12 protein-coding genes are annotated in these 12,797 nt (G+C 57.7%); 8 read left to right on the top strand and 4 right to left on the bottom strand.

Annotated features, from left to right (window positions below; genetic code table 11):
• The first annotated feature begins 277 nt into the window (after positions 1-277).
• Together DXC18_RS07245 and DXC18_RS07240 are read left to right on the top strand one after the other, a co-directional pair.
• Positions 278-2,275 carry a type IIA DNA topoisomerase subunit B gene (locus DXC18_RS07245; RefSeq protein WP_117716801.1) on the top strand — a complete coding sequence of 666 codons (1,998 nt, stop codon included), beginning with the start codon at positions 278-280 and terminating at the stop codon, positions 2,273-2,275.
• Positions 2,276-2,320: 45 nt separating this feature from the next.
• Positions 2,321-4,561 carry a DNA gyrase subunit A gene (locus DXC18_RS07240; protein ID WP_117716800.1) on the top strand — a complete coding sequence of 747 codons (2,241 nt, stop codon included), beginning with the start codon at positions 2,321-2,323 and terminating at the stop codon, positions 4,559-4,561.
• 99 nt (positions 4,562-4,660) lie between these two features.
• Here DXC18_RS07240 and DXC18_RS07235 read toward each other — a convergent pair whose 3' ends face one another.
• The 3 genes from DXC18_RS07235 to DXC18_RS07225 form a co-directional block, all read right to left on the bottom strand.
• Positions 4,661-5,950 carry an ATP-binding protein gene (locus DXC18_RS07235; protein WP_117640847.1) on the bottom strand — a complete coding sequence of 430 codons (1,290 nt, stop codon included), beginning with the start codon at positions 5,948-5,950 and terminating at the stop codon, positions 4,661-4,663.
• Between the two features lie 180 nt (positions 5,951-6,130).
• Positions 6,131-6,661, bottom strand: a complete 531-nt coding sequence (locus tag DXC18_RS07230) for a flavodoxin family protein (protein WP_117640846.1) — start codon at positions 6,659-6,661, stop codon at positions 6,131-6,133.
• 207 nt (positions 6,662-6,868) lie between these two features.
• Positions 6,869-7,420: a TetR/AcrR family transcriptional regulator gene (locus DXC18_RS07225; RefSeq protein ID WP_117640845.1), complete on the bottom strand. Its 552-nt coding sequence runs from the start codon at positions 7,418-7,420 to the stop codon at positions 6,869-6,871.
• Between the two features lie 11 nt (positions 7,421-7,431).
• On the opposite strand from DXC18_RS07225, the gene DXC18_RS07220 reads away from it, so the two are divergent.
• From DXC18_RS07220 to DXC18_RS07210, 3 genes are read left to right on the top strand one after another with little or no spacing between them, the layout of a single operon-like run.
• Positions 7,432-8,529 (top strand): Sir2 silent information regulator family NAD-dependent deacetylase, encoded by a 1,098-nt coding sequence (locus tag DXC18_RS07220; RefSeq protein ID WP_199412239.1) that lies wholly within the window; start codon positions 7,432-7,434, stop codon positions 8,527-8,529.
• A 3-nt stretch (positions 8,530-8,532) separates the two neighbouring features.
• Positions 8,533-9,231, top strand: a complete 699-nt coding sequence (locus DXC18_RS07215) for a hypothetical protein (protein ID WP_117716799.1) — start codon at positions 8,533-8,535, stop codon at positions 9,229-9,231.
• Positions 9,219-10,067 (top strand): NAD-dependent protein deacetylase, SIR2 family, encoded by an 849-nt coding sequence (locus tag DXC18_RS07210; protein ID WP_117716798.1) that lies wholly within the window; start codon positions 9,219-9,221, stop codon positions 10,065-10,067. The genes DXC18_RS07215 and DXC18_RS07210 overlap by 13 nt, the downstream gene beginning before the upstream one ends.
• 83 nt (positions 10,068-10,150) lie before the next feature.
• Here the strand turns inward: DXC18_RS07210 and DXC18_RS07205 are convergent, their stop codons facing one another.
• The gene (locus DXC18_RS07205; protein ID WP_117716797.1) at positions 10,151-10,711 is read right to left on the bottom strand and encodes a TetR/AcrR family transcriptional regulator; all 561 of its coding nucleotides are present in this window, start codon (positions 10,709-10,711) and stop codon (positions 10,151-10,153) included.
• Between the two features lie 143 nt (positions 10,712-10,854).
• On the opposite strand from DXC18_RS07205, the gene DXC18_RS07200 reads away from it, so the two are divergent.
• The 3 genes from DXC18_RS07200 to DXC18_RS07190 are packed head-to-tail and all read left to right on the top strand — an operon-like array spanning position 10,855 to position 12,637.
• The gene (locus DXC18_RS07200) at positions 10,855-11,055 is read left to right on the top strand and encodes a hypothetical protein (protein ID WP_055252679.1); all 201 of its coding nucleotides are present in this window, start codon (positions 10,855-10,857) and stop codon (positions 11,053-11,055) included.
• Positions 11,052-11,741, top strand: coding sequence for a radical SAM mobile pair protein A (locus tag DXC18_RS07195; RefSeq protein ID WP_055252677.1), 690 nt, complete (start codon positions 11,052-11,054; stop codon positions 11,739-11,741). Before DXC18_RS07200 ends, DXC18_RS07195 begins: the two co-directional genes overlap by 4 nt.
• Entirely contained in the window at positions 11,729-12,637 is a 909-nt protein-coding gene (locus DXC18_RS07190) for a radical SAM mobile pair protein B (protein ID WP_117641083.1), read from the top strand. The genes DXC18_RS07195 and DXC18_RS07190 overlap by 13 nt, the downstream gene beginning before the upstream one ends.
• Positions 12,638-12,797: the final 160 nt, after the last annotated feature.

Below are 12,797 nucleotides of genomic sequence, written 5' to 3'. Positions count from 1 at the left end.
ACACGACGCCGGCGAAGTGACCCACGGCCCAAATAACGACCCGCCAGCGTTCCTTATGGGCCAAAGGGACTCGCACACGCACGCCCGTGGCCCATAAAACGAGACGCTTGTCCCAATGTTCGATTCGGAACAACAATCCGCACGACACGTTTTACCCGTTAATCCGAACGATTGTTCGATGGATTTCGTGTTGGGTGGAATCGCCCAAGGGCTGGGCTATGCTACCTTGACTATCTATATGACTTAAACGCAGCAAAGGAGTATCGAGAGAGCGAGCATGGCAAAAAACACCGCAAACTATGGTAACGACAGTATTCGTCAGCTCAAGGACGAGGAGCGCGTACGCCTGCGCCCCGCCGTCATCTTTGGCTCGGACGGACTCGACGGTTGCGCGCATGCCGCCTTCGAGATCCTGTCCAACGCCGTTGACGAGGCGCGCCAGGGCTACGGCAAGCTCATCACCCTTACCGCCTTTCGCGATGGCTCCATCCAGGTAGAGGACAACGGCCGCGGCTGCCCGCTCGACTGGAACCCCTCCGAGAAGCGCTTTAACTGGGAGCTCGTCTTTTGCGAGCTCTACGCCGGCGGCAAGTATAACAACAACCAGGGCGGCGACTACGACTTCTCGCTCGGCACCAACGGCCTGGGCTCCTGCGCGACCCAATACGCCTCCGAGTACATGGACGTCACCGTCTGGCGTGACGGTAACAAGTACTCCTTACACTTTAAGAAGGGCAAGGTCGTCGGCGCCAAAAAGAAGGCGCTCGAGATTGAGCCCAGCGACGAGGACCGCACCGGCACCACCATCAAGTGGCGCCCCGATCTTGAGGTCTTCACCTCCATCAGCATCCCCCACGATTGGTATCGCGAGACCATGCGCCGCCAGGCCGTGGTCAACGCCAACGTTACCTTCCGCCTGCGCATCGAGGGCGACGATGGCGAGTTTTCCGAAGAGGACTTTTGCTACCCCAAGGGCATCGAGGACTACGTGCTCGAGAAGGTCGGTGCCGACTACCTCACCGAGCCCTTCTTTATCGAGGCCGACCGCCGCGGTCGCGACCGCGAGGACCTGCCCGACTACAACGTCAAGATTACCGCGTGCATGTGCTTCTCGCGCACCTTCATGATGCAGGAGTACTACCACAACTCGTCATGGCTCGAGAACGGCGGTTCGCCAGAAAAGGCCGCCCGTAGTGCTCTGACCAGCGCCATCGATGCCTACATCAAGCAACAGGGCAAGTACAACAAAAACGAGAGCGGCATTAAGTGGCAGGACGTCCAGGACTGTCTGGTGCTGGTGACCAACTGCTTCTCCACCCAGACGTCCTACGAAAACCAGACTAAGAAGGCCATCAATAACCGCTTTATCCAGCAGGCGATGACGGCATTCTTTAAGGAGCGCCTCTCGACCTATCTGATCGAGAACAAAGACGCCGCCAACAAGATCATGGAGCAGGTGCTCATCAACAAGCGCTCGCGCGAGAACGCCGAGAAGACGCGCCAGAGCATCAAGACCAATCTGCAGCAGAAGACCGACATGGCCAACCGCGTGCAGAAGTTCATCGACTGCCGCTCCAAGGACAAGAGCCGTCGCGAGATCTACATCGTAGAGGGCGACTCGGCAGCAGGCGCCATCCGCACCTCGCGCGATGCCGAGTTCCAGGGTGTTATGCCCGTCCGAGGCAAGATCCTCAACTGTCTGAAAGAGGACTACCCGCGCATCTTTAAGTCCGACATCATCATGGACCTCATGCGCGTGCTGGGCTGCGGTGTGGAAATCAAAGACAAGCGCATCAAGAACCTCGGTGCCTTTGACCTGGACAACCTCAACTGGAACAAGGTCATCATCTGTACGGACGCCGACGTCGACGGTTATCACATCCGCACGCTCGTGCTCACCATGCTCTATCGCCTGGTGCCCACGCTTATCGACGAGGGCTACGTGTATATCGCCGAGTCGCCGCTCTACGAGATCAACTGCAAAGAGAAGACCTACTTTGCCTACACCGAGCTCGAGAAGAACGGCATCCTTAAGGAGATCGGCGACCAGAAGTGTTCCATCAACCGCTCCAAGGGTCTTGGTGAAAACGATCCGGACATGATGTGGCTCACCACCATGAACCCCGAGACGCGCCGCCTGATCAAGGTGGAGCCCGAGGACGTCACCAAGATGGAAACCATGTTCAACCTGTTGCTGGGCAACGACGAGGCTGGCCGCAAGCGTCACATCTCCGAGCACGGCAAGGAATACCTGGACCAGCTGGACCTGCAATAGCAGCAAATCGATAACGACGGCCCATAAGAAGTTCAAGAGGAAATCGTGGCAAAGAAGAAGACGAAGAACCAGCCCAAGAAAAAGCAGGTCAACGCCGAGAACGTCATCGGCCTGCACTCCGAGGTCACCGATCAGCCGATCACGCAGACGCTCGAGGTCAACTACATGCCCTACGCTATGAGCGTCAACGTCTCGCGTGCGTTCCCCGAGATTGACGGCTTTAAGCCCTCGCACCGCAAGCTGCTCTACACCATGTACAAGATGGGTCTGCTCAAGGGCGAGCGCCAGAAGAGCGCCAACATCGTGGGCCAGACCATGAAGCTCAACCCGCACGGCGATGCCGCGATCTACGAAACGATGGTGCGCCTGGCCACCGGCAACGAAGCGCTGCTTGCCCCCTTCGTGGAGTCGAAGGGCAACTTTGGCAAGTACTATTCGGGCGACCTGAGCTACGCCGCCTCGCGTTACACCGAGGCCAAGCTCTCCCCCATCAGCGCCGAGATCTTCAAGGACATCGACAAGGACCCGGTCGACTTCGTCGACAGCTACGACGGCGCCATGAAGGAGCCGCGCCTGCTGCCCACCACGTTCCCCAACATCCTTGTCTCGGCCAATAAGGGCATCGGCGTCGCCATGGCGTCCGACATCTGCGGTTTCAACCTCAACGAGGTCTGCACCGCCACGATGCACTACCTGCAGGATCCCGACTGCGACCTGCTCGAGTACATGCCCATGCCCGACTTCTCGACCGGCGGCGAGATTATCTACCGCCGCGAGGAGATGGAAAAGATAATCGAGACCGGCCTTGGCAGCTTCCAGATTCGCTCCCGCTGGCGCTGGATTCCCGAAGAGCGCATCATCGAGGTCTACGAGATCCCCTACACCACCAAGACCGATGTCATCATCGAGCGCATCGTCAAGCTCTCCAAGGAGGGCAAGGTCAAGGAGATCGCAGACATCCGCGATGAAACCGACCTTTCGGGTCTGCGTATCGCCATCGACCTTAAGCGCGGTGTCGACCCCGACAAGCTCATGGCCAAGCTCTATCGCTCGACCACGCTGCAGGATTCGTTCTCGTGCAACTTTAACGTGCTGGTCGACGGCTATCCCCGTGTTATGGGCGTGCGCCAGATTCTGCACGAGTGGGTCAAGTGGCGTATTGAGTCCACGCGTCGCCGCATTAACTTTGACCTGGGCAAAAAGTCCGAGCGCCTGCACCTGCTGCACGGCCTTGAGGCAATTCTGCTCGACATCGACAAGGCCATCGCCATCATCCGCGGCACTAAGCTCGAGGCAGAGGTTGTACCCAACCTTATGAAGGGTTTCGACATCGACGAGACCCAGGCCGAGTTTGTCGCCGAGCTCAAGCTCCGCAACATCAACGAGGAGTACATCCTCAACCGCACCAAGGACATCGCTAAGCTCGAGGGTGAGATCGCCGAACTCGAGGAGATCCTCTCCAGCGAAGAGAACATCAAGAAGGTCATCAGCGACGAGCTGGCCGCGGTTAACAAGAAGTACGTGATGCCGCGCCGCACGGGCAGGATCGAGCCCCATGAGGTTATCGAGGTAAGCTTGGAGCCCGAGGTCGAGGAGTACCCGGTTACCATCATGCTTTCGCGCGATGGCTACCTCAAGAAGATGACGGACCGCGTGCTCAAGAAGGCGACCACGCTCAAGTACAAGGACGGCGACAAACCCTTTATCGAGTTCCCGTCCTCCAACACGCACGAGCTGCTGGTCTTTACCAACAAGAGCCAGGTGTACAAGTGCAAGGTCGCGGCGTTTGAGGATACCAAGTCGGCCCAGCTGGGCTCGTACCTTCCGACCGATCTCGAGATGGAACCCGACGAGAGCGTCATCTGGGTCATCGACCCCGAGGACTACAAGGCCGACGTGCTGTTCGTCTTTGAGAACGGCCGCGTGGTGCGTGTCGCGCTTTCTGGATACGTTACCAAGACCAACCGCAAGCGCCTTAAGAACGCCATCTACGGCGGCAGCAAGCTGCTGTATGCGCAGGTGCTCAAGGAGGACCGCGACCTCGCGCTGGTCTCGAGCGACTACCGCCTGATGAACTTCAACACGTCGCTGCTCAAGACCAAGACGACCACCAACACGCAGGGCGTCCAGGCCTTTACGGCCAAGAAGGGCCGCTCGGTCACCACCGTCGGCACGACCGAGGAGATCCTCGGCGCCGGCGTCTCGGCCGAAAAGTTCACCGCGCAGAGCCTCCCCTCTGCCGGTGCCTTCATGAAAGAAAACGACATGCCGAGCCTGTTTGACTAAAACAACGGCGACCAAACCGTCATGGTTTTACAAAGCAGCGGGGCCCGGAGCGCAGTAAACGCTGTGCCCTGGGCCCCATGCATTACACCAGCATCATCCCTATAGACAAAATGCCGCATAAAGTGGAACAGACATAAGCCCATCATTCATTCCAAAGGGCTTAGTCGATAGCCTGATAAGGCGTACGCCCGGATGGGTCTTTTTAAGTGAGGACAGGCTTCGAGATCTTGTGTTCTCTCCCGCCTTGACTTCAATCGCAGACAAGCATCCCTGCTTCTCTACTACAAAGTCGATTTCCGCACGATTATCTCGCGCCCAATAATGCAGCGGATAGCCCATGGCTGAAAGCTGTTGGGCGACGTAGTTTTCGGTAAGTGCACCCATGAATGTGCCGCCGATGCCGGCAAGAATATCGGCGCGTTGAGCACCGGCCTTGGAGACGAGCAGCCCTGTATCCGCCTGATAGATTTTAAAAGCAGAAGGGTTAACGAAGGCCTCTAAAGGGCTTTCGATCTGCCCGACTAGGCTGCAGCGCGCCACCGTACCCGACAATACAAGCCAGTCGAGAGCATCTCCAAAGAGAGACGCATTGCCCCCCGCTCGCACTACCTTGTATTGAAATTTACGATTCTCTTTGGCAAGCTGCTGTGGAATGGAATCGAAGCACGCACGCGTCTTTGCGCTCAAGCGCTCATCAGCATATTTATTAGTGTCGGCGGAGTATCCGTCGAGAATAATCCGATGCTTTTCGGCCACATCAATGATTGACTGATCATCGATGTACGTTTGGACCGCCTCGGGCATTCCGCCAACAACAAGATACTGCCGATAGAGCCCAAGCGCCTTATCATGAAGGCTTGGCGCAAGAGGACCCATTAACTCGAATGACGAGCGTATCTCGTCGACCAGCTGATCGTTCCCCATCGCCCAGAGAAACTCCTCGAAATCGAGTGGAGTCATCTCGATCAAGTCGGTCTTTCCGACGGGGAACGAATACGACTGATGGTTAATGGCAACCCCAAGAAGCGACCCAGCAGCCGCAACGTAATACTCGGGAGCATCTTCGCAAAAGTATTTAAGGGAAGTGAGCGCTTCCTCGCATGCCTGGATCTCGTCAATGAACAGTAAGGTTTTGCCAGGCACGATACGCTGTCCCGTACGAGCCTCGATCGCGCGCACAATCGAATGAGGGTCAAGACCGCCCGAAAAATCCGCTCGCGCCGACCGGTCGTTCTCAAGATTAACGTAGACAACCGATTCGAAAAGATCCTGGGCGTACGTTCTGAGCAGATAGGTCTTGCCACACTGGCGCACGCCTTTGACCAGCAAAGGTTTTCTATCAGCCCTGTCTCGCCATTCCCTAAGGAGCTCGTCTGCCTTGCGACGCATACGCAACCTTCCCTCATGAACTTCTGTTTGACAATATTTTAACGCGGATTAATTTGTTTTCAGTTATTTTTCTGCGTTTAAAAATTGTTCTATACGGCACTTGAGGGAATACACCCCTATCTCTTGGTAAGGATAGCAAGCATTTCCACCAACGCTGATTGCCATGCGTTCTTCTTGTCCTTAGGCGAGCTTGCGAGCGAGCTCTCGCACCTTTTCCAGCTTGGGCGACGATACCATGCTGTCGCGCTCGGTCATACCGCTGATGGTGACAATGCCCTGGTCCTCCCACTTGCAGTACGCGCAGGTTGACTTGTACATGGCGATCGCCGCGTCATAGACGCCCTGGCTGTGGCTATCGAGCAGAAGGGCCGTCTTGGTGAACGGGAATCCCGTGGCACCGAAAGCGTACAGACGGTCGATGGCGGCCTTTTCCTGCGCGGTGATATCGAACCAGTAGATAGGCGAAGCAAAGACGACCATATCTGCATCTTTCAGCGACTCGATCACGTTGGCCATGTCATCCTTCTGCACGCAGACGCCCCCATGGGCGAAGCAGTACTGGCATCCCAAGCAGCCGGTGATCTTCTTGCTGGCAACGCGAACGACCTCAACCGTATTACCGCCCTCACGCGCGGTCTCGGCAAACACCTCGACCATGGTATCGGTATTGGCGCCCTTACGCGGGCTGCCGCTCAATACAACGATATTCATAGGATTCCCTCTCCTTCATGCTGCAGGCGCGCGGCATGTTTTTTGTAACCAAAACGAATGGAGTTAATCAATCGCCAGCAGACCATATCTCTTGTTCAAGTTCCCTAGAGAAGCTCAAAACGATTGCGATTGCCTCATACAACATCGAAAACCAAAGAGGGGCCATAGCAACGTCGCCTGCCTGAAATGGCCTGCGGTCAAAATCAACTACAGGGGATCGTGACGAGCCGATACCGCCCGCATGCCCCCTTCGGAATAGGCGCTGAGCAGCTCCTGAGCGTGGGCAAACTCGGGCCCTCGCCTCCAACCGAGCAGGCGGTTGACCGCGAGATTTCCCTGGACGTTGTGGACGAAGAGCAGATAGGCGTCCTCGCGCGAAAGCCCAGTCTCCTCCATGATCGAGGGAACCATCTGCTCGGCGCCGCGCTCGACGACGCGCTGTGCCACCCGGGCGTACGCGTCGTCATCCGAGTAGAGCAGATAATAGTCATCGTTTGCCGGCGGGCGCTGGCAGAGGGCACCCGCCTCCGTTCCCTCGAGCGGCGGCACCGCCGTCAGGGCCTCGTCGATAAGCGCGTCGAGCAGGGCGAACTTGTCCTCGTAGTGCAGATAGAACGTGCCGCGGTTGATATCGGCGCGGCGGCAGATATCCGCTACCGTCATCTTCGCGAAGCCGACCTCGGCCAGCAGCGCGAAGAACGCCTCCCGTATGACCGAGAGTGTATAGCGTCGGCGACGATCGATCTTCCCCGCTTCCATTACCCCTCCAATTGCAACGCTCGACAATGCCCGGCAAACGCTCGTTTATCGACAGCAGGCCGAAGCTGTTCATTGCTCTTAAGCAAATCGACATGGATACTTTTTATAGACACCTGTTTATAATAGCTGAAAGAAGGTATCCAGTGACCCTGTACGAGCAGCTCGTTATCGAGCTCACCAACCAATCGTTTTCCCTTCAGGCCGCCTACCGCAGCGGCGGCACGCCCTATGAGCTGAGTGACCGCGAGCCCGAGCCCTACGACCAGCAAATCAGGGACTTCGCCCGCATGATCGAGGAAGCCGATTGCGTGCTGGTGGGTGGGGCCTCCGGGCTCTCCGCGGCGGGCGGCGGCGACTTCTATTACGAGGACAACGCAACCTATCGCAGGCATTTCGGCAAATTCGCCGAGCGCTACGGTTTCAAGGGCGCTTTCGAGGGGTCGTTCTACCGCTGGCCCACCGCCGAGGCGCGCTGGGGATACCTCGCCACCTTCCTCGACACCACGCTCAACGCCCCGCTGCGCAAGCCCTACAAGGACCTCGACGCCATTCTCGCCGAGAAGGATTTCTTCGTGCTCACCACCAACCAGGACACGCAGTTTGTGAAGCTCTATCCCTGGGAGAAAGTGGCAGAGATCCAAGGCGACCACCGCTTCTTTCAGTGCTCCCACTGTTGCACCGACGAGGTGTGGAACGCGGTCGAGCCGGTCTCCCACATGGTAGAGGCCATGGGAGACGGTCTGGAGGTTCCGACAGAGCTCGTGCCGCGCTGCCCGCACTGCGGAGCAGAGGCGTTCCCCTGGGTTCGCGGCTACGGCAACTTCCTGCAGGGCGAACTCTACGAGGAGCAGTACCGCAAGGTGTCCGACTGGCTCGACGCGCACGCACGGCAGAGGATCCTCTTCCTCGAGCTGGGTGTGGGCCGCATGACGCCCGCGTTTATCCAGGAGCCGTTCTGGGCCCTCACGGCGCAGTTACCGCAGGCCAGCTACATCGCCGTAAACAACAAGACGCAGTTTCTCCCCCGCGCGATCGAGGATCGGGGGCTCGCCGTTCGCGCCGACATCGCCGACGTGCTCGCCGACGTGCGCAAGACGCTGGGGAGGTAGCGCATGGAGACGGCGAAAGCAGTTCGCATAGGCAGGGCGCTAGCCGAAGCGGATCTTGTCATCATCGGCGCTAGCAACGGACTCGACATGGCGGAGGGGCTCAACCTTTTCTGCGCCGATGCTCATTTCCAAGAGGCGTACGGGGACCTCGCCCAGGCAGACGGCATCGGCTGCATACTGCAGGGGCTCGCTTCCCCGGATGCCAGCGTGCGACGCCGATGGGCCGAGCGGTTCCATCAAAAGGAGTATCTCGAATATGAGCCCGGCTCGCTCATGAACGAGCTGCGGCGTCTTACGGAGCACGCCGACACCTTCGTGGTCACATGCAACATCGACGGGCACTTCGCGCGCGCCGGGTTCGACGAGGAGCGCGTGCTCGAGACTGAGGGGAGCACGCGCACGTCGGTTGACGAGCGGTGCCTCGCCCATCCAGACGCCCTCGCCATGGCCCAGCTCGACGAGCTCGCGCGTCTTGTGCAAGCCCATCGCAACGGCAGGGTCGCCATCCTCGAACTTGGCGTGGGACTGCACAACGGCGTCATAAAGCGCATGCTCGCCCAGATCGCGAACGCCTGCGAGCACGCCACCTACATCGTGTTCAACTACGGCCAGGCCATGGCGCCCGACGCTTCGTGCGAGACGATTCTCGTTGACGGCGATATGGCCCCGGCTTTCGAGGAGATCGCCCGATGCCACCCCTAGAAAGAGAAGCGCGTAGGCTTCGAAGCCTTATCGATGATGCCGACGCCATCATCGTCGGCATCGGCTCGGGCATGTCGAGCGCCGCCGGGTTCAACCATTACAACCGTGCGGGCATGGCGCGCGCAGGAATGGCGGACTGGCAGCAAGCCTTTGGCTTCAAGAGCCTTTTCGACGGCTTCTACCACCTCTACCCCAGCCTCGAGCAGCAATGGGCATACTATGCGCGATACATCGACTTCACGCTGCGCGAGCCGACCTCGCAGCCCTATCTCGACCTACGGTCCCTCATCGGCCATAAGGACTACTTCATCCTGAGCACCAATGTGGACACCCAAGTCGAGAAGACGTTTCCCACCGAGAGGATCTGCAACTATCAGGGAAGCTTCGCGCACCTTCAATGCAAGCAGCCATGCTGCGACGAGCTCTTCGATGCGAGCCCCTACGTCGAGCGCATGCTCGCGGGCATGGCGGGGTTCGAGGTCCTCAGCGAGGATATCCCCCGATGCCCGCATTGCGGCTGGCAGCTTGTGCCGTGGGTGCGCGACGACACGTTTCTGCAGGGTGCGGCCTGGCGCGAGAGCCTCGGACGATACGAGCGCTTCGTGCGCGAGCGCAGCGATCGCCGCGTGCTGTTGCTGGAGCTCGGCGTGGGCGAGATGACCCCCGGCATCATCACGCTCCCGTTCTGGAGCATGACCGCGAAGCTGCCGGATGCGCACCTGCTGAGCGTAAACATCTCGGGCGACTCGGCTCCGCTGCAGCTCGGAAGCAAGGCGGAGGCGATCCAGGCCGATTTGGGCGCCCTGCTCTCGGTGGCGCGGGCAGGTGGCGAGTAACGCGGAGCGGTAGACGCGCAATGAGGTTTTAGCCGCAGCCTCCGAACGAGAGGGCTCGGAGGCTGGTATTCCTGAATCGCAGGTCACGATGGGTTATCGGAATCGCGAAGAGCGGATACCGTCAGTAAGCCCCCTTCGGAATAGGCGTTGAGCAGCTCCTGGGCATGGGTGAACTCGGGGCCTCGTCTCCAGCCGAGCAGGCGGTTGACGGCCAGATTGCCCTGGACGTTGTGGACGAAGAGCAGGAAGGCGTCTTCGCGTGAAAGCCCTGTTTTCTCCATGACCCAGGGAACCATCTGCTCCGCTCCGCGTTCTATGACGCGCTGGGCTACGCGAGCGTATGAGTCGCTGTCCGAATAAAGCAGGCGATAATCGTCGTCTGCCGGCGGACGCTGGCAAAGCGTTGCCGATTCAACCCCCTCAAGCGGGGGAGCCGCTGCCAATGCCTCGTCGATAAGCGCATCGAGCAGCGCGTACTTATCCTCGTAATGCAGATAGAACGTTCCCCGGTTGATCTCGGCGCGGCGGCAGATGTCCGCCACCGTCATCTTCGCGAAGCCGACCTCGGCCAGCAGCGCGAAGAACGCCTCCTGTATGACCGAGAGGGTGTAGCGCCGCCGGCGGTCGATCTTGGTTTCTCCCATCGCCTCTCCAATCTGAGTCGTTTGACAATGTCCAGTAGCTGTTCGTTTATCGACAGGTGCACGCGTTTGTTCATTGCCCCTGCGAAAATCAACAAGGATACTGTTTATAGACACCTGTTTTTTATAGCTGAAAGGGAGCACGGATGACCCTGTGCGAGAAGCTCGGCATCGGGCTTGTCAGCCGATCGTTTTCCCATCGGGCCGTCTATCGAAACGGCGGCACGTCATACGATTTGAGCGATTGCGAGCCTGCTGCTTGCAAGCAAGATATCGAGGCTTTTGCCCGCAAGGTGGGGAAGGCTGATTGCGTGTTTACGGGAGAGGCAGGTAGGCAGGCGTTATGAGCATCTGCATCAAAAATCAGATTCAGAATATGAATATCGTCATCGGCTGCACGGTGGGGTGTCCATATTGCTATGCCCGTAACAATGTGAAACGTTGGCATATGATTGACGACTTCGCTGATCCTGCGTTCTTCCCGAGCAAGCTCAAGATGATGGAAAAGAAACGCCCGCAGAACTTTCTCCTTACCGGCATGAGCGATCTCTCCGGGTGGAAGCTGGAATGGCGAGACGAGGTATTTGCAAAGATCCATGAGAATCCACAGCATCAGTTCCTGTTCCTGACCAAGAGACCCGATTTGCTGGATTTAGATACCGACCTGGAAAACGCATGGTTCGGCGTTACGGTGACGAGGAAAGCGGAGCTGTGGCGTATCGACGCCCTTCGGAAAAACGTCAAAGCAAATCACTTCTTCGTTACTTTTGAGCCGCTATTCGACGATCCCGGTACGGTCGACCTTTCCGGAATCAACTGGATCGTCGTCGGTACCATGACCGGGGCGCAGAGCAGGAAGGTTCATACGGAACCGGAGTGGGCATGGTCTTTGACGGACCAGGCGCACGCGCTTGGCATTCCAATGTTTATGAAGGAAGACCTCGTCTCTGTCATAGGGGACGAAAACATGATTCAGGAATTGCCGGAAGAATTCGAAAGAGTGCTGGAGGTGCAGAGAACATGGCGGAAGTGATCGATGGAATCCTCATCAATGAGGTGGAAGCAAAGAACATCATGACCAAGTCCAGCCTGCCGGTAGGCGGCTACTCGGTCAATCCCTATGTAGGCTGCACGCATGCCTGCAAGTATTGCTATGCCTCCTTTATGAAGCGCTTTACCGGACACAAGGAGGAATGGGGCACCTTTCTTGATGTGAAGCATTGGCCGGAAATCAAGAATCCGAAGAAATACGCTGGACAGCGGGTGGTTATCGGTTCTGTGACGGATGGCTACAATCCACAGGAGGAGCGATTCGGGAATACCAGGAAACTCCTGGAGCAGCTGATTGGCAGCGATGCAGATATTCTGATCTGCACAAAGTCCGATCTTGTGGTACGGGATATCGATCTGCTGAAGAGGCTTGGACGAGTGACCGTTTCATGGTCGATCAACACGCTGGATGAGAACTTCAAGAACGATATGGACTCCGCGTCGAGCATCGAGCGTCGTATCGCTGCTATGAAGCAGGTGTATGACGAAGGTATCCGTACGATCTGCTTCGTGTCCCCGGTATTTCCCGGCATCACGGATTTTGAGATGATTTTTGAGCGAGTAAAGGATCGGTGCGATTTGTTTTGGCTCGAAAATCTCAATCTTCGGGGTGGTTTCAAAAAAACGATCCTGGATTATATCGCCGAGAAACATCCCAATCTCGTACCGCTTTACGATGAGATCTATAACAAGCGCAACCGTAGCTATTTTGAAGCGCTTGAAGTAAAAGCCGAGGAAATGGCCAAGAAGTACGATTGCCCCTTTGTGGACAACGAAATGCCTTATGGCAGAGTCCCCCAGGGGCATCCGGTGATCGTGGACTACTTCTATCACGAGGAAGTCCGAGGGTCAGATAATAGCGGAAAAAGAAATCGTTAAACGGAAACCGACGACGATTCGCTCGAGCGATTAGCGTCCACGCGTGGCTTCTGCCGATTGGCGCAACGGGCGACGGATTAGGGGATCGCTCGGGCGGATGATCCCGCTGCAGTACAGGCGGTCGCTCAATTTAGCGGCATGAGCGTTTTCGCACGGAAAA

It is taken from the genome of Collinsella sp. OM08-14AT (assembly GCF_003438115.1).
Lineage (GTDB): Bacteria > Actinomycetota > Coriobacteriia > Coriobacteriales > Coriobacteriaceae > Collinsella.
The sequence above is the reverse complement of the archived record's forward strand: the minus strand, read 5'-3'. Positions and strand labels throughout refer to the sequence as shown.

Coding starts and splice junctions, on each gene's coding strand:
- DXC18_RS07245 (WP_117716801.1), top strand. CDS start 278: ATGGCAAAAAACACCGCAAACTATGGTAACGACAGTATTCGTCAGCTC.
- DXC18_RS07235 (WP_117640847.1), bottom strand. CDS start 5,950: ATGCGTCGCAAGGCAGACGAGCTCCTTAGGGAATGGCGAGACAGGGCT.
- DXC18_RS07230 (WP_117640846.1), bottom strand. CDS start 6,661: ATGAATATCGTTGTATTGAGCGGCAGCCCGCGTAAGGGCGCCAATACC.
- DXC18_RS07225 (WP_117640845.1), bottom strand. CDS start 7,420: ATGGAAGCGGGGAAGATCGATCGTCGCCGACGCTATACACTCTCGGTC.
- DXC18_RS07215 (WP_117716799.1), top strand. CDS start 8,533: ATGGAGACGGCGAAAGCAGTTCGCATAGGCAGGGCGCTAGCCGAAGCG.
- DXC18_RS07210 (WP_117716798.1), top strand. CDS start 9,219: ATGCCACCCCTAGAAAGAGAAGCGCGTAGGCTTCGAAGCCTTATCGAT.
- DXC18_RS07205 (WP_117716797.1), bottom strand. CDS start 10,711: ATGGGAGAAACCAAGATCGACCGCCGGCGGCGCTACACCCTCTCGGTC.
- DXC18_RS07200 (WP_055252679.1), top strand. CDS start 10,855: ATGACCCTGTGCGAGAAGCTCGGCATCGGGCTTGTCAGCCGATCGTTT.
- DXC18_RS07195 (WP_055252677.1), top strand. CDS start 11,052: ATGAGCATCTGCATCAAAAATCAGATTCAGAATATGAATATCGTCATC.
- DXC18_RS07190 (WP_117641083.1), top strand. CDS start 11,729: ATGGCGGAAGTGATCGATGGAATCCTCATCAATGAGGTGGAAGCAAAG.